The sequence below is a fragment of the Roseofilum reptotaenium CS-1145 genome, from assembly GCF_028330985.1.
Lineage (GTDB): Bacteria > Cyanobacteriota > Cyanobacteriia > Cyanobacteriales > Desertifilaceae > Roseofilum > Roseofilum reptotaenium.
This window is the reverse complement of sequence record NZ_JAQMUE010000044.1, coordinates 33729-50366: the sequence shown is the minus strand read 5'-3', so window position 1 is coordinate 50366 and position 16638 is coordinate 33729. Positions and strand designations below refer to the sequence as shown.

At 43.4% G+C, this 16638-nt stretch carries 15 protein-coding genes; 5 read left to right on the top strand and 10 right to left on the bottom strand.

All coding sequences use genetic code 11. The features are described 5' to 3' along the window. Window positions 1-236 precede the first annotated feature (236 nt). Together PN466_RS07375 and PN466_RS07370 are read left to right on the top strand one after the other, a co-directional pair. On the top strand, window positions 237-515 hold the full coding sequence (locus PN466_RS07375) for a hypothetical protein (RefSeq protein ID WP_271938230.1): 279 nt from the start codon (window positions 237-239) through the stop codon (window positions 513-515). Between the two features lie 260 nt (window positions 516-775). Beyond that, a complete protein-coding gene (locus PN466_RS07370; RefSeq protein WP_271938228.1) occupies window positions 776-1387 on the top strand; it encodes a Uma2 family endonuclease in 612 nt (203 codons plus the stop codon). A gap of 42 nt (window positions 1388-1429) precedes the next feature. Here the strand turns inward: PN466_RS07370 and PN466_RS07365 are convergent, their stop codons facing one another. The 3 genes from PN466_RS07365 to PN466_RS07355 form a co-directional block, all read right to left on the bottom strand. Then, window positions 1430-3559: a HEAT repeat domain-containing protein gene (locus PN466_RS07365; RefSeq protein ID WP_271938225.1), complete on the bottom strand. Its 2130-nt coding sequence runs from the start codon at window positions 3557-3559 to the stop codon at window positions 1430-1432. 111 nt (window positions 3560-3670) lie between these two features. Further along, the gene (locus PN466_RS07360; protein ID WP_271938223.1) at window positions 3671-4639 is read right to left on the bottom strand and encodes an aldo/keto reductase; all 969 of its coding nucleotides are present in this window, start codon (window positions 4637-4639) and stop codon (window positions 3671-3673) included. Between the two features lie 71 nt (window positions 4640-4710). Then, window positions 4711-5373, bottom strand: a complete 663-nt coding sequence (locus PN466_RS07355) for a hypothetical protein (protein ID WP_271938222.1) — start codon at window positions 5371-5373, stop codon at window positions 4711-4713. 103 nt (window positions 5374-5476) lie between these two features. Between PN466_RS07355 and PN466_RS07350 the strand changes: the two genes are divergently transcribed. Next, window positions 5477-6091 carry a Uma2 family endonuclease gene (locus tag PN466_RS07350; protein ID WP_271938220.1) on the top strand — a complete coding sequence of 205 codons (615 nt, stop codon included), beginning with the start codon at window positions 5477-5479 and terminating at the stop codon, window positions 6089-6091. Window positions 6092-6152: 61 nt separating this feature from the next. Next, a complete protein-coding gene (locus PN466_RS07345) occupies window positions 6153-6758 on the top strand; it encodes a Uma2 family endonuclease (protein WP_271938219.1) in 606 nt (201 codons plus the stop codon). A 54-nt stretch (window positions 6759-6812) separates the two neighbouring features. Here the strand turns inward: PN466_RS07345 and PN466_RS07340 are convergent, their stop codons facing one another. From PN466_RS07340 to PN466_RS07320, 5 genes are all read right to left on the bottom strand, one after another. Then, window positions 6813-7148: a XisI protein gene (locus tag PN466_RS07340; RefSeq protein WP_271938218.1), complete on the bottom strand. Its 336-nt coding sequence runs from the start codon at window positions 7146-7148 to the stop codon at window positions 6813-6815. Continuing rightward, complete coding sequence (locus PN466_RS07335) at window positions 7136-7537, bottom strand: element excision factor XisH family protein (protein WP_271938278.1); 402 nt, start codon at window positions 7535-7537, stop codon at window positions 7136-7138. The genes PN466_RS07340 and PN466_RS07335 overlap by 13 nt, the downstream gene beginning before the upstream one ends. A 210-nt stretch (window positions 7538-7747) precedes the next feature. Then, window positions 7748-11554 carry a hydantoinase B/oxoprolinase family protein gene (locus tag PN466_RS07330; RefSeq protein WP_271938216.1) on the bottom strand — a complete coding sequence of 1269 codons (3807 nt, stop codon included), beginning with the start codon at window positions 11552-11554 and terminating at the stop codon, window positions 7748-7750. A 96-nt stretch (window positions 11555-11650) separates the two neighbouring features. Further along, a complete protein-coding gene (locus PN466_RS07325; protein WP_271938215.1) occupies window positions 11651-12334 on the bottom strand; it encodes a polysaccharide deacetylase family protein in 684 nt (227 codons plus the stop codon). A gap of 12 nt (window positions 12335-12346) precedes the next feature. Next, the gene (locus PN466_RS07320) at window positions 12347-12946 is read right to left on the bottom strand and encodes a chorismate lyase (RefSeq protein WP_271938214.1); all 600 of its coding nucleotides are present in this window, start codon (window positions 12944-12946) and stop codon (window positions 12347-12349) included. Window positions 12947-13096: 150 nt separating this feature from the next. Between PN466_RS07320 and PN466_RS07315 the strand changes: the two genes are divergently transcribed. Continuing rightward, window positions 13097-13996 (top strand): glutaminase, encoded by a 900-nt coding sequence (locus tag PN466_RS07315; protein WP_271938211.1) that lies wholly within the window; start codon window positions 13097-13099, stop codon window positions 13994-13996. A gap of 35 nt (window positions 13997-14031) precedes the next feature. Here PN466_RS07315 and PN466_RS07310 read toward each other — a convergent pair whose 3' ends face one another. Both PN466_RS07310 and PN466_RS07305 read right to left on the bottom strand, forming a co-directional pair. Next, window positions 14032-14316 carry a hypothetical protein gene (locus PN466_RS07310; RefSeq protein WP_271938210.1) on the bottom strand — a complete coding sequence of 95 codons (285 nt, stop codon included), beginning with the start codon at window positions 14314-14316 and terminating at the stop codon, window positions 14032-14034. A 272-nt stretch (window positions 14317-14588) separates the two neighbouring features. Continuing rightward, complete coding sequence (locus tag PN466_RS07305; RefSeq protein WP_271938208.1) at window positions 14589-16613, bottom strand: sensor histidine kinase; 2025 nt, start codon at window positions 16611-16613, stop codon at window positions 14589-14591. Window positions 16614-16638 lie beyond the last annotated feature (25 nt).

Here is a 16638-nt window from a genome sequence, read left to right as displayed (position 1 = left end):
ACCATTATAGCGCTTTGAGGTGGTAATGGGGATTTAGCTTCAGCTCCCTTTACTACGAAAGAGACTTTTCAAGGTGAGGGACATACCTTATACAATAGAGAAAGGCTATGATTATATATTTTTTATATAATAGAGTAAAAATTAATTGGTGAAAGACAACAGCAAACTAATGTTATTTCAATTTGATTCTAATTCTTGTGACTTCAATCAAAATGTTCCTTATGCTCTATTTGTAGATGAAAAAAAGTCCTAACCATCAAGAGAGTCACTATTTTTCAATAGAAAGATATTTTGAAATAATAGAAGATATCTTTCCAGATTTAAAACATATTCATATTGAATTAGACGATCAATCTTGGGCAGAATATGGAGGATTTAAAGCGATTTACTTAAATCGAAATCAATTTATAATTTATCTTGATGACTTAAGAGAAGAGCCTAACATAGATATAAATCATGAAGCAATTAAAATCAATTTTGAATGCAATGATTCCGATTTTCAGGAATTATGTTAAATCTTACAAAAAATCATGGAAGATCATGAGGATAAGCTACATTTCACTGGACTATAAGTAGATATAGACAATATGACTAAGTTGAACGTTTGGTCTCTAGCACTGACCCAGAAGGGCTTATAAAACCCATTTGATATCTTTTTGATAGAGTCAAGAAAAGCTGACAAAGGAATTAGAGACAATTTATCGAGCGATTATGACCAAGATCGATCGGGTTCAAACGATCGCCTAAAATAGCTCTATAGCATTTTGAGGTAAACATGGTACAGACACCAGTAAAACCCGAAACCGAAACGCTCTTGCTGACATTACCGACAACCCTCAAGCTCTATGTCACGCAAGAACAATTTGAAGCTCTAGCTGCCAGTAATCGAGACTTACGACTAGAAAGAACTGCAACAGGAGAATTGATTGTGAATCCACCCACAGGTTGGGAAACCGGAAAACGTAATTTCAGCATTATTGTACAATTGGGTCGTTGGTATGAAGATAATCAGCAAGGAGAAGCATTTGACTCTTCTACCGGATTCATTTTACCCAATGGCGCAAATCTCTCTCCCGATGCTGCTTGGATAAGTCAAGAGCGCTGGGATTCACTGACGGATGAGCAAAAGGGAACATTCGCCAATATTTGCCCCGATTTTGTGGTGGAATTGCGTTCAAAGTCGGATACCCTAAAATCACTGCAAGAGAAAATGCAAGAATATATGGAAAATGGAGCAAGATTAGGTTGGTTAATCGATCTTCAAAATCGAACGGTGGAAATTTATCGAGTCGGTTTAGAGGTCGAAGTTTTGTCCAATCCAACTGAATTATCCGGTGAAGAAGTTTTACCCAATTTTGTCTTGAATTTGCGCCGAGTCTGGGATTAGGCTTTATTCGGGCAGTAAATTAATTAGACTATTTTAGTACAGCTAAACCTGATTCCAAACACGATAGAAGTCGGCGTAGGGCAAGTCTTGGGCAATGTTCCAGAGGAGTTGATAGCAGGCTTGGAAAAGGGCAAGCTTATTTTCATTGTCAGTGTTGAGGTGCTGTTGGAGTGCTGAGACGACACTTTGCCGTTGTTGATTCGTCACAAGCATTTTGCCTAAATATTCGGGCGGGTACTTATGAAGATATGAAGTTTCGGTATCTACAATGAATTGGATTGAAGTAGCGATCGCTTCATGATTGCCCTGTCCCATTTCGACTAAACTTTTAGCCGCTGCTCCACGGGTATAATCATCCTTGGTATTTTTGATAACTTGGATTAATGCTGGAATTACCAGGGGATTGCCTGGGTCAATTTTGCCTAAACTTCTAGCTGCTTGGCAACGAGTCTCTTCGCTCTCCGTTTCCCTGACAACTCCGACTAAAGCCGCGATCGCTTCAGTATTACCTGGGTCGATTTCTGCTAAAGTTTGAGCCAGTAGAAAACGAGTATATTGATTTTCAGTATTCCTAATAACTTGGGCTAAATTGGCGATCGCCTGTACATTCCCTTGCGCGATTTTACTCAAGCTGTTCACCGTCTGCCAATAGCTATATGTATCTTCAATGTCCCGAAAAAGTTGCACGAGAGCGGCGATCGCCTCAGTATTGCCATATCCGATTTTACCTAAACATGCAGCCACTGGACGACGAATTTCTTCATTATCAGTGTCTTTGAGAACTTGGATTAAGGCTGCGATCGCTTCCGCATTATCTTGTTCGATGTACTCTAAACTCTCGATCGCTAGGCAACATACCTCATAATCTTCAGTTTGTCTGAGAAGTTGCACTAGGGTAGGGATGACTTGGGGATTTCCCGGATCGATTACCCTTAAACTCTCCGCCGTTTGCCAACGGGTATATTCATCATCAGTCTCCCCGATAAGCTGAACTAGAGCCGCGATCGCCTCAGCATCGTCTTCTGCAATCCATTTTAAACTCTCAGCCGTTTGCCAACGGATATATTCATCGTCAGTCTCCCTGAAAAGTTGGACTAATAATGCAATCGCCTGGGAATTGCCTAGTGCAATTTCCATTAAAGCATCTACCGCTTGCCAACGCTTATCTCCATACTCAGTATCTTTGAGAATTTCGACTAAAGCTGCGATCGCCTCAATATTACCTGGCACGATTAACCCTAAACCCCTAGCCGCTTGGCAACGAATGTATTTAGATTCAGTTTGCCGGAGAACTTGGACTAGAGCCGCGATCGCCTCAGCATTGCTTGGTGCGATTTGCCCTAAACTGTAAGCTGCCAACCCACAGATTTCTTCATCTTCACTTTGTTGGAGGACTTCCATTAAAGCTGCGATCGCTTGGGAATTACCCGGGTCAATTTTCCCTAAAGTCAGGGCTATATCTCTACCAATAGATTCATCCTTAGTATTCTTGAGAAGGTGAATTAACGCTGCGATCGCTTGGGAATTACCTGGGTCAATTTTCTCTAAAGTCAGGGCTATATCTCTACCAATAGATTCATTCTTAGTGTTCTTTAGAAGGTGAATTAACGCTGCGATCGCTTGGGAATTACCTTTCCCAATTTTCTCGATAAATTCAAGCGCTTCTCGATAAGTATCTTCAGGACAGTCAGGTTGTTGTACCATAGCACTAAGAGCTTCAATAACTCGCCTGATGTCAGTTTGTGCTAAACTTTCCTTCGGTCCTTGAGTAATGGGTTGAATCAGTATATACCATAGCTGTGTTTCTGGATCAAAATCTGCAAATCCACGGTTAACTACTTGCTGAATAATTTCATCAGCAAGAGTACAAACTTTAAATTCGCGAATGCCAACCGCCGCTAGAAAATAGGCACGCTCCCGATAAAAATCATCGCATCCATCTTCAAAATTCACCAATGCCTCAATAAACTCCTCCTTCTTCTCATCTTCCACATCCTCGCGTCCCAACCACAATAAAATTACCTCGCGCCAACGAGATTCAAAAATCCGATAGGGTTGGCTCGAAGGCTGTTCTGGACAATGGTCTGCGGGGATAAAAAAGTGCCAGTCAGCAATGGCGGAAGCACTAATAAGCGGCTCTACTTGTTCAGATGCCAAATCTTCTGGTGTCATGGCGATTCAAGCTCTTGAGAAACGATTCAGAAACCCGGTTTCTACCCAAATCTCCCAGAATGGGCGAGTGCAGAAAGCATTCCAGTTGATAGGCTGACTAGGTTGACTCATTCAGGCATTCCTTCCATCTTCATACCCAGGTTTCATCCAAGCTAATTGCTCATTTCTGTAGAATGGTGCTAGCTTAACTCTCATTTCTTCCATTTTCGGGGCGGATAAGGGGCTAAAATTCTGAATGAAATCGATGTTATCTTTCAAGATTGCCAAGCTATCTATTCCAACGACGGCTGCTGCAATATGATCTAAGCTCAAAGCATAACCGAGCAGATCCCTAGGATTGAGGTTTTCAATAGTTTCTCTGGGGCGAATGACCTTCATTGCCAGTACTCCCATTCCCTTACTTCCTGCGGCTGGAACGGCTTGTTCCTCAAATTTTTGTTCTGGACGCTGATGATTCATCGCGATCAGCATGGTATCAAAATCGTACATTTGAGCTGCTTTCTTCATTGCTTCGGCTGAAGTATGTCCACTAAAGCCAATATGTGCGATCGCCCCTTCTTCTTTATATTGATGCAGCACTTCCAAAACCTGACCTTTTTGTCCTAGAGTTTCAACATCTTCAACAGACTTTATAGAATGAACTTGCAGGAGATCGATGTAATCTGTCTGAAGGCGTTTCAAGCTTCTCTCAATCGTTTTTTTAGCACTTTCCCCATCTCGTTGAGCTACCTTAGTGGCTAAAAAGACTTCCTTTCTCCTCTGTTTGAGCAACTTGCCCAAACGCTCCTCGCTAGAAATCTCGTGGTTTCCATAATTTGCGGCTGTATCCCAACAATATAATCCGCGATCGAGGGCATATTCGAGTAACTCAAGAGCCTGATCCTCGTCTTGGATCGCCATAAATCGACTACCACAACCGATAACGATCGGTGGAACCTCTATTCCTGTCTTTCCGAGTGTTCTAGTTGGCAGTTGCTTCGCATCATAAGAGGGTGAACTCCCAAGACTCAAATGGGGAACGACAACAGCAGTCGCGCTAGCAACCGCAGCAGTTTTGACAAATTCTCGGCGTGTAATCATTTTGGCTGATTATGGAATTTAAGGTTTTGTTGGTTCAATTGTAGTCAAGGATCGAAGCGATCGCCGATTGACTAAGAATTGAAGCGTTCTACCGGTTTTCCATAGACTTCGATCCAGTCTAGTCTAGAGGACGCTGAACTCGAGCCTCCTCTCATCAGATCTGTAATTCCGATTTCATCGACTCGTGAAAGATCGACAGAGGAGACTTTATCTGTTTCTGTTATCGTCTCCATTGAGAGTGCATACCATTCTAAGTCCATCAGGTTAAATTCACCGATTTTCCAGTCTTCCGATGCTCCTTGAGTGCGATCGCTCACTAACCAAGTGCCATCCTCAAGTTTTAAGAGAATGTGCAATCTTCTGAAACCCGACTGTTTGGTTCGCCACCTGATTTTAGCCACTCCTCTCAAGTCAACCAGAAATTGCCGGTGACTAAACGTTACTGCCCAGTTGCTCGAGCATCTCCCCGACCATAGGTAATAAGGATCGTTTACTATATTCTCATGATGACTTTTTTTCAGACTTTCTTTCGCTGAACCATATAAATTAAGCGTTAAACCTTCATGGCTAATATGTTCCTGAGTTATGGGAATAGCCGCAGGAATTTCCCGCAAATCTTCTCTGTAAAAAAGAGAGGAGCGATCGCTAGAGATAGCGAATTGTCCGTTAATAATGACAACTAGAAGAGTTAGCTGAATCAGAATCAAAACCCACCAATATTTCTTGATTTTCATAGTACTATCTTCTATTTTGTCTGCTTTATACTGGCAAATGAGAAGGTGTCCTCATTACTGTACGCGATCGCCTAAAATGAATTATAGGCTCGCAGAGGTGAACATGGTACAGACATCCGCCAAACCCGAAATAGAAACTCTCTTGCTGACATTACCCAAAACCCTGAAGCTCTATGTCACGCAAGAACAGTTTGAAGCTCTAGCTGCTAGCAATCGAGAATTACGACTGGAAAGAACTGCACAAGGAGAACTAATTGTGAATCCACCCACAGGTTGGGAAACCGGAGAACGTAACTTTAGCATTATTGTACAATTGGGTCGTTGGTATGAAGACAATGGCAATTTAGGGAAAGCATTTGACTCTTCTACCGGATTCATCTTACCCAATGGCGCAAATCTCTCTCCCGATGCTGCTTGGATAAGTCAAGAGCGTTGGGATGCACTGACGGATGAGCAAAAGGGAACATTCCCCCATATTTGCCCCGATTTTGTGGTGGAATTACGCTCAAAGTCAGATACCCTAAAATCCCTGCAAGAGAAAATGCAAGAGTATATTGATAATGGAGCAAAACTCGGTTGGTTAATCGATCCCCAAAATCGAGTGGTGGAAGTGTATCGAGTTGGTTTAGAGGTAGAAAAATTGTCGAATCCAACCAAATTATCCGGTGAAGAAGTCTTACCCGGTTTTGTTTTGAGTTTGCGCCGAGTTTGGGGTTAGCTTTTATAATCATATCAAATAGCTCAATACAATCTAAATCCCTAGGATAAGAGAGGTCAAAATGGTACAGACACCAGTAAAACCCGAAATAGAAACTCTCTTGCTGACATTACCCAAAACTCTGAAGCTCTATGTCACGCAAGAACAGTTTGAAGCTCTAGCTGCTAGCAATCGAGAATTACGACTGGAAAGAACTGCACAAGGAGAACTAATTGTGAATCCACCCACAGGTTGGGAAACCGGAAAACGTAATTTCAGCATTATTGGACAACTGCATCGCTGGTACGAAGAATATCAACAAGGAGAAGCATTTGACTCTTCTACCGGATTCATCTTACCCAATGGCGCAAATCTCTCTCCCGATGCTGCCTGGATAAGTCAAGAGCGCTGGGATGCACTGACGGATGAGCAAAAGGGAACATTCCCCAATATTTGCCCAGATTTTGTGGTGGAATTGCGCTCAAAGTCGGATACCCTAAAATCCCTGCAAGAGAAAATGCAAGAGTATATCGACAATGGAGCAAAACTCGGTTGGTTAATCGATCCCCAAAATCGAATGGTGGAAGTGTATCGAGTTGGTTTAGAGGCAGAAAAATTGTCGAATCCAACCGAATTATCCGGTGAAGAAATCTTACCCGGTTTTGTTTTGAATTTGCGCCGAGTTTGAGTTTAGATTTGATAAGGATATCAAATAGATCACTTCACCCATAACTCCATCTCATTAACTCACAGCAAACCCTGTATGAGGACGTACCTCTGGGGGATGAAATCCTAAAACAATCTTGTCTTTTGCAATACCTACTCGCAGTAAATCATCTGCAATGCCATCCTCGAATCCGTCCTCATGAATCCAAATTTTATCTGCCACCACCTCCAAATGAAGGATACAACCATGCACTCTAAGCCCACTTTCCCATCCCCAAGTCATAAAAAAATAGTGTGTTTTATCATCACTCACAATCACACGGCGTTCTACCTTGCCGAAACGATAGGGAAGGTCTGCATATTCTTTTAAAATCGGATAAATTATTGAATAGTATCGATCTATTGTATCCATTCTAGAATAACCTCCTCCATTTCATCAAAGACCAATAATTTAAGAATATTTCGCCGTAAGAGTAACTGTCCAATGGGTTGCTTGAAAATCTCCTCATAAGCAGATTTTTTAATCGCCAGATAGAGAATTCTGTTTTCTCGCTTGTCCATCATAATTTCATCATAAAGCACATATTGCCCCAGCGCCTTTTCCAGATCGTTAACCTGTGACTGACCAATAAAACTTTTGATTTCTACCGCAATTTTTTGATTATCTTTCTGTGCGGCAATCAACTTTTCTGCTCCTAAATCCACAAATAAATCCTTCTTGCCGATGGACAAAATCAAAGGATCGTCAGTAATTTCCCACCCATCCTTAATTAACGCATTCCTCACCACATCATGATATATAGTAAGCCTAAATGAGTTGTGTAACTAGTGTTTTTATTCAAGCCCTTGCCCAGCAAGGGCTTGACCTGTCATTTTCCTTCGTTTGTTTTCTAAAATGATTTAGGCTTACTATATATATCCTTGGCAGGCATCACTCCACCTCCTCACGTTCAAACACCACCTTGGGCGACGGCTGCTTAATCTCCTCATCCAAATAAAGTGGTTTTTCTTTTAGTTTAACGCCATTCCCCAGCCTCCGCCTCCTGGGGTTTCAATGGTGATTTTTTCGCCTGCATCTAACTCTACGGTTGCTGTACTATCGAGTTCTTCAGTGTAACCGTTTTTGCGCTCGATCCAGTTGCGACCTACGGCTCCGGGTTCACCACCGGCTAGACCGAACGGGGGAATTTGGCGATGGTTAGAAAGAATACCTGCCGTCATGGATTCTAGGAATTGGATGCGGCGCACGATGCCATTACCGCCGCAAAATTGCCCTTGGCCGCCACTTTGGGAACGAATGGCAAATTCTTCCAAACGGACAGGAAAGCGGTGTTCTAGGACTTCTGGATCGGTCAGCCTTGAGTTGGTCATGTGGGTATGCACCGCGTCTGTACCGTGGAATGTTGGGCCAGCGCCAGAACCGCCGCAAATGGTTTCGTAGTATTGATAATCTGGGTTGCCGAAGGTAAAGTTATTCATGGTTCCTTGAGAAGCGGCGAGGAGTCCTAGCGCTCCGTAGAGGGTATCAACGATCGCCTGGGAAGTCTCTACATTGCCCGCAACAACAGCAGCCGGATAGTGGGGATTGAGCATGGAACCCTCTGGAATCCTGATATTGAGCGGCTTCAGACATCCAGCATTCAGGGGAATGGGGTCGTCCACGAGGGTGCGAAAGACGTACAATACGGCAGCCTGACAGACGGCTTTAGGGGCATTAAAGTTATTGGGCAGTTGGGCAGATGTGCCGGTAAAGTCTATGGTGGCGCTGCGTTGTTCTCGGTCAACCGTGATGGTCACGTGAATTACTGCACCATTATCGAATTCATACGTGAATTCACCATTGGATAATTGGGCGATCGCCGTTCGCACTGCCTGTTCTGCATTTTCTTGCACATATCCCATATAGGATTGTACAGTTTCCAGACCATACTGGTTGACCATTTTTACCAATTCTCGAACCCCCTGATTATTGGCCGCAATTTGCGCTTGTAAATCGGCTAAATTTTGGGAATAATTACGAGCGGGATAGGGAGGTGCTAACAAGCGATCAATAAGTAAATCGGCTTCAAATCTCCCCTCAGTCACTAACAGGAAATTATCGAATAAAATCCCCTCTTCCGTAATCGTTTGACTATGGGGTGGCATGGAGCCGGGGGTAATGCCTCCGAGGTCGGCATGATGTCCCCGCGAAGCCACATAAAAGGAGGGCTTGATAGGTTTTTGAGGTAAAAAAACCGGCGTAATTACAGTGATATCCGGTAAATGAGTTCCGCCATTATAGGGATTATTAGAAAGATAAACCTCTCCCGGTTTAATCTGGTTGCCCTTATCTTGAATTAAGGCTTTTACACTTTCACTCATGGAGCCTAAATGAACCGGGATATGGGGAGCATTGGCGACTAAGTTTCCTTCTGGATCGAATAGGGCACAGGAAAAGTCCAAACGTTCCTTAATATTGACGGAAACCGCTGTATTTTTTAGGGTTACGCCCATTTGTTCGGCGATCGCCCCAAATAGGTTATTGAAAATTTCCAACAGCACGGGATCTTTTTTCACCCTTTCCGTAGGGGCATTTTCTTTAGGGGCGGGTTTACGAGGCTCTTGGTGGGGAGGCGAAGATGTCGATAAACCCGCCTTCCCATCTGGGTACAAAGCCACATTGATAGCCGTTAACACTAAATGTTGACGGGGATGAACTTGTGCTTGCCAACCGCTTTCAATTACATTGGTTCCGGTAGATTCAATAATCAGTGCCGGCCCAATTATTGTGTGTCCTGGTTGTAACTTTTGGCGGTCGTAAACTGGCACATATTGCCAACCTGTTTCTGTAGAGGTTATTGCTGTAAGGGCGGGTTCACGGAGATCGTGGTGGGGAGCGGAAAATGTTGCTGAACCCGCCCCTACAGGATTTTGTATGGAACAATAAACGGGAACTCTTGCCATTTCTGAGGGGACGCTATCGGTAACAGGTTCTTGAATTTCCCCTTCAGGATGAGTCATGGTTTGCACAATTTCGACTGAAACCATATCCACCACTAACGGTTTTTGGGTTAAGGTAAATCCATAGCGTTGCTGATGTTGATCCTCAAATTCTTGTTTGAGGCTTTCTAGAGAAGAATCGGAAAAATTGACCAATAAAGGCGTATCGCTGCCTTCATATTTTAGATGCAGTTTAACCACAATTTCTTCACGATCGCCGGATTGCCCCGATAATTCTGCTTGCACGTCTTTGACTAACTGGGGAATCACCCGATCTTGCAACTCCACCATTACACCATCGGTTAGCTCTTCTTCAAGGGTTTGCTCGCGCATGATGCGAATATCAGCAAGTCCCATACCATAGGCTGAGAGTACTCCAGCGTAAGGATGAATAACAATTTGACGAATGCCTAATGTATCGGCGAGTTGACAGGCATGTTGTCCCCCTGCACCGCCAAAGCAACAGAGGATATAGCCAGAAACATCATAACCCCGTTGCAGAGAGATTTTTTTAATCGCATTGGCCATATTTTCAATGGCGATCGCAATAAACCCCGTCGCCACCTGTTCCGCTGTCCGTAGATCTCCGGTTTTTTTCTGTATCTCCTGAGCTAGAGATTGGAACTGCTCGCGCACGCGATCGCCATCTAGGGGTAGGTTTCCCTGGGAGCCAAATACCGCGGGGAAAAAGCGCGGATTCAGTTTACCCAACAGTACATTACAGTCGGTGATCGTCAGGGGGCCGCCCCGTCGATAGCAGACAGGCCCAGGGTTTGCACCGGCTGAATCCGGCCCGACACGGTAGCGGGAACCGTCGAAGAATACCACCGAACTGCCCCCAGCAGCTACCGTGTGAATCGCCATCATGGGCGATCGCACTCTTACCCCAGCAATTTCGGTATCAAATTGTCGTTCATATTCCCCGTTATAGTGGGCGACATCGGTGGACGTGCCGCCCATATCAAAGGTAATAATTTTCTCAAAACCGCCTTGGGAACTGGTTTGTACTGCTCCCACAATCCCTCCGGCTGGCCCCGATAGGATGCTATCTTTACCTTGGAATTGCTCGGCATCCACTAACCCGCCATTAGACTGCATGAACATCAGATTAACGGCATCTCCTGATTCTCCTTTCAGTTGTTCTTGCACTTGATTCACGTAGCGTCGGAGAATGGGAGACAGATATGCATCGACAACGGTGGTATCTCCGCGACTGACAAGTTTGATCAGGGGGCTAACTTGATGGGAGACGGAGATTTGAGTAAAACCAATTTTCTTCGCCAGTTGCGCCACTTCTTGTTCGTGTTGGGGATAGCGGTAGCCATGTAAAAGGACGATCGCACAACTGCGAATTCCGCGATCGTAGGCGGCTTGCAGTTGGGGCGCAAGAGCGTTCAGGTTAACCGGTTGCAATTCTTGCCCCTTAGCACTGAGGCGCTCCTGGACTTCGATCGCCTCTTCATAGAGCAATTCTGGCAGTTGAATCTGTTGGGCAAACAGATCCGGGCGGTTTTGATAGCCAATACGCAACGCATCCCGAAAGCCTTGGGTGATTAACAGGACAGTGCGATCACCTTTTCGCTCTAATAAGGCATTCGTCGCCACCGTCGTTCCCATTTTCACCACCGCAATGCGATCGCTGGGAATCGGTTCATCCGCTCCCACACCTAACAGATCGCGAATCCCTTGAATCGCTGCATCTGCATAGCGTTCTGGATTTTCCGAGAGTAATTTATGGGCCACCGTTTGACCCTCTGGACTCAGGGCAACCAGATCGGTAAATGTTCCGCCGCGATCGATCCAAATATGCCAGCGCTGATTAGAATAAGAATAGGACATAAGGCAATTAAAAATTAAAAATTACGAAACCCAGAAACCGGGTTTCTACCGGAACTTGGGATTGAGATCGAAACGTTGTCAGAAGCCCGGTTTCTTCTAACCCATCCACAGTTTATCAATACTAACCAACTGATACTCTTTTTCTAAGAGCATCGGTAGGAGCTGTTCTGTGGTTTTCGCCACACTTTGACCGCCATAGATGCCATCATGGAGAACAATCACAGAACCAGGGCAAACCGTTTTCATCACCCGATTGACGACAATTGAGACTCCTGGATCGACCCAATCTTCGGGAACCACCGTCCACATGACCGGCCGATAGTTCCAGTCCTGTAAAAGGTCTAGGGTTTGGGGCATAAATAACCCATTGGGAGGCCGTACATCCCGAAATCGCGATCGCTCGGTTTCGGGATTTAAACCACAGGCCTCAAGAATCGCAGTTTGAGTATGGTATAACCCTTGGCAGAGTTGCTCTGGAGTGAGTTCGGGAAAGTTCTGATGGGTATAGCCATGTAACCCAATCCAATGACCGCGATCGTAAACCGCTTTGGCGACTTCTGGATACTGTTTAACCCATTGTCCGAGCCAAAAAAAGTTGGCTTTAACGGCGTAGGTTTCTAAAACCGTTAACAGCTCTAGGGTGTATTGGGGATGGGGACCATCATCAAAGGTTAAGGCGATCGCCTGTTGATGGGGATTTCCCCGCCATAAACACTGAGGAAATAAGGGTTTTAAGCCTTGATAGAGGATAGGATATAGGGGATAGAACTGAAGTGACATGGCGATCGCGATTTATCCGGTTGGCCCTAAGTACTGAATCAAATAAGGGGAAAATACCTCATAAATCAAGGTAAACGGCCGTTTATGATGCCAAAATAGATAATGGCGACCCCAAAAGGGCCCCGGTTGCTCAAAGGCTTCTTCTAAGGCTTGGGAATGGCCATAATACAAACCTTGAATATCTCGATACAACTCGGTTCGCAACTGCGCTAAACTAGCCCAGATGGGTAAAGAGCGGTTTTGTAAATAATCATCGACATGACTGGCTTCCCACCAAGAGGTCGCATAGGCTAACCGTTGTCCTGATGCAGTTCTCAACCAAACCTGTCGCCTTAATCTGGGCCCTGGAATTGCTGAAATCTGACCCGGAGCGCGATCGCGATTCATGCCAATTGGGGACATATCAATCACATCGACTTCCGTTGGTTCGCGGGTTAACAATTGCAAGTGACGCGTGGGCGAACCATCCCCAAGTAAAAGAATTTGCCAAGCAGGAGAGAGTTGTTCATGGGGGAGTCCAGTTTGGATCTCTGTTTCATCACCTTGCCAGAGGGGGTGCAGGCGATGCCAAGTCGTTGATACTGGGGTTTGGGATTGGGCGCTTACAGTCAAGGGTCTTCACATAACTTAACTTTTCTTAAGTTTTATGATAACGCTATGGGCAGGGAATGGGGAATGAGTATGGGTAACCCGTTAAGGCGGTAAGCTAGGGAATGCATTCTAGCAATAGGCACGAATGGCAATCGCTTGTCAGGATTGACTATGAGAGATTTAAAAAGTATCACCCGATCTACTGTAGAGCAGTGGTTAACCGAAATTGAAGCGTTGAATGTGTCAGGACGTTTACCGACTTATATCCCTAAATTAGCCAAGGTTGATCCGCGAGACAGGGGGATTTATATTCAAAGTTTGCACGATCCAGGGGATGGATGGGGGGAACATGATGTACCGTTGATGAGTGTGATTAAGCCCTTTGTTTTGCTGTATTGTTTAGAACAGTTAGGAAGAGAGAAAATCAAGGGCATTGTCGGTAATCTCCCCTCAGATTACCCTTATAACTCGGTCGAACAGTTACAAGCAGACCAGGGATTTCCTCGCAATCCGATGATCAATAGTGGGGCGATCGCCCTCTGTTCCTATTTGCCCGGATATACCAGTATCGAAAAATTTGAAAGATTCCGTAATTGGCTCAATGATTATGGTCAAACTGAGTTATTTGTAGATCGGCAACTTTTAGCGTCTGTAGAATCTTTACCGAATCAAATCAATCAGAATTTAACCCAAATCCTGGCACAATCGGGTTATTTAGGCAGTCCTGAATCAGTTGCATTGGATACTTATCAACAGGCCTGTTGTTTATCATCCAGTCTTGAATATTTGGTTCAATTGGGACTAGGATTGGTTAATCCGCAAGGTAAAATCCAGTCAGAGCATCAATTCTGGGTGACAGAGTTAATGCAAACCTGTGGATTATATGAATACTCAGCAGAATTTGCTTCTTTAGTGGGATTACCGACAAAGTCAGGAGTGAGTGGAGTATTATTATCCTTAGTTCCCCAGCAGGGGGCGATCGCCATTTATAGCCCCCTTCTTGATTCTATGGGAAATTCTGTTGTGGGCATGGCATTATTAAAACGAATAGCCACTTATTTGTACGATTAAAACCCTAAACTCTAGCCAAAAATTGGCCTCTTTTTCTAATATTTCTCTCCTAAAGAACTCCAAAGTTGAGCTTCTGTCGGTATCATACGTTCTGTCGATGGCATGTGGAGAGAAATTGGAGTCTGTTTTTCTGCTAAAGAACTCCAGAGTTGAGCTTCTGTGGGTATCAGAGTCGTTGTTACTGAAAGATCTGAAAATAAAGCAATGGGGATAAATCCCAGCACAAACGATCCGAAAATAATTGCCAGAACCATTTCTGAGCGACTTCCAGAGTGATTTTTTAAATGGACATTAAGAGGGTGATATTCATGAACGCTCATGGTTCAACTCCTGGGTAAACTCTCGCCAACCTCACTGTAGCGCTGTTCAATCTCATTACAGAAAAACAGAAAAAAACTGTAACCTAAGTTACGAAAACTTTACTACTAGTGCAATTTTTGCATAGAAGTTATCGATAAAAAACATATTGCAATGCTCTCTTCTATGAAGTAACAATTGAAGGCTTAGAGCCTAAACAATACAAACTATGGCTAGAGTGCAAAGTGCGATAAAAGTGCCATCAAATCTGTTGTTTGCTCCCTCTATCTCCTCATCACAGCGCAAAGTTCTGTATGACGTTTTTCTCTAACGGTAGCTCAATAATTAAGTCAGTTCCTTCTCCTGGAATAGAATGACATCTCAATTTTCCTCTACAGTGATCCACAATAATAGAATAATTTATAGACAAGCCCAAACCGGTTCCACTACCAACAGGTTTTGTCGTAAAAAAGGGATCGAATATCTTACCCTTAACCTCCTCACTCATCCCACAACCATTATCCGAAATTGTAATTTTGACTGAAGAGCGATCGCACCATTCTGTTTTTAAAACAATTTGAGGATTTTTGGAATTTTCTACATCCGATCTCAACTCCTCTAAAGCATCAATGGCATTATTTATCGCATTCAAAAACACCTGATTTAATTCCCTTGGATCGCACGTAACTAAAGGTAATGTTCCATATTGTTTGATAATTTGAATGGCTTTTGTAGAATTTGTTTTTGCTTGAATATTGTCTTGAAGTCTATGTTGCACCACTAACAAAGTTGCTTCTAGATTTTCATGGACATCTACTAGCTTAATTCCGGATTGATCTAAGCGAGAAAATGTTCGCAAACCTCGAACAATTGAACTAATCCGTTCAGCTCCTGATTTAATTGAGGTTAATAAATCATGAAAGTCTTGAATCAAAAAATCAAAGTCTATATCCTCTAGAGTATCAGCAATACTTGCAGGAGGATTGGGATATTCCTCTTTATACAGATCGAGCAAATATAATAAGTCATCTACATAATGAATGGCCGGTTCAATATTAGCATAAATAAAATTTACTGGATTATTAAACTCATGGGCAATACCAGCAATCATTTGACCCAAACCAGACATTTTTTCGGATTGAATTAATTGGGATTGGGTGAAGTATAGTTTTTGCAGAGTTTCTTCCAATTGTTCGACTTTTATTTTTAAAGCCTCATCTCTATCTTTTAATTTTTTAGCCATCCGATTAAAGGCTTTAGCCAGCCGATCTAACTCATCGTTATAAAGGACAGGTAACTTAACCCATAAGTTATCATTGGCCAGTTTTTCAGTCGCTTGAGTTACGGAATTAATCCGAGTGACCATTAATCCAGAGAGAAGATAACCGACAAGGATTGCAATTACCGATCCCACAACAGAAAATAGCACCAGTCCAATTAAAAAATTCTGTTTTGCCTTTTCGAGAGCATGTAGAGAAGAAAGAACAACCAATTGCAATTGGGACTGATTCATTTCAATGATAGAAACCGTTTTTCCTAAGTAAGATCGATCTCCAAGCTCGATCACTGATTCTGAGAAAGTATTCCGGGGAGTTTCCGGAGGAGGTCGCCAGGAAAACTGTTCTGCTTCGGGCAAACTAGACGCAATGACTTTATTGTTTTTACATATCACTATTGATGTATTTGTTCCTTGGGAAATTTCACTCAAGAATTTAGAATTTATAATACGCCCAATAATCACACCGCCAACAATTCCCTGATGCAATTTAATAGGTGCAGTTGCAATTAAAACGGAAGCCGAAGGATTCACCTTATTTTCTGTATCGACGATCGTGGAAAAACTCACTCCACTCATGACCTGTGAAATCGCAACTTCATGATTAATTTTAGAGTGACTAATCCTATTGAGTTTCAAATCCACTAATAATTGACCTTGAATATCAATGACTTGAACCAGATCGAGATCCAACAAAAGCTTTAAGGGTAATAAACGTTGTAACAATGAAATTTCGTGGGCATTTTCCAATCCTTCGAGAATATTTGCTGATTCAACTGTCACTGTGGCATTTAAACGCAGTGTTTCAGTTTTATTTTGGAATTGTTGTACAACCAAAGCGGCTACACTTTCAACTTCTCTGAGTTGCCGTCTCTCTAAGTGTTTTAAAAAGTAATAACCAATGCTAACTGTCCCCAAAAGCCATAGTCCTAAGAACACAAAAGCAAAGGGAATACTGATTTTTTGTTGTAAGGGTAACTTTGAGTAGGTTCTACACAGTAGAGTTTTGACCCAAAAGTTAGGGGGGGGTTCACGGGCAATCATTCAATGCAGTAGTTTCCGCTCTTAT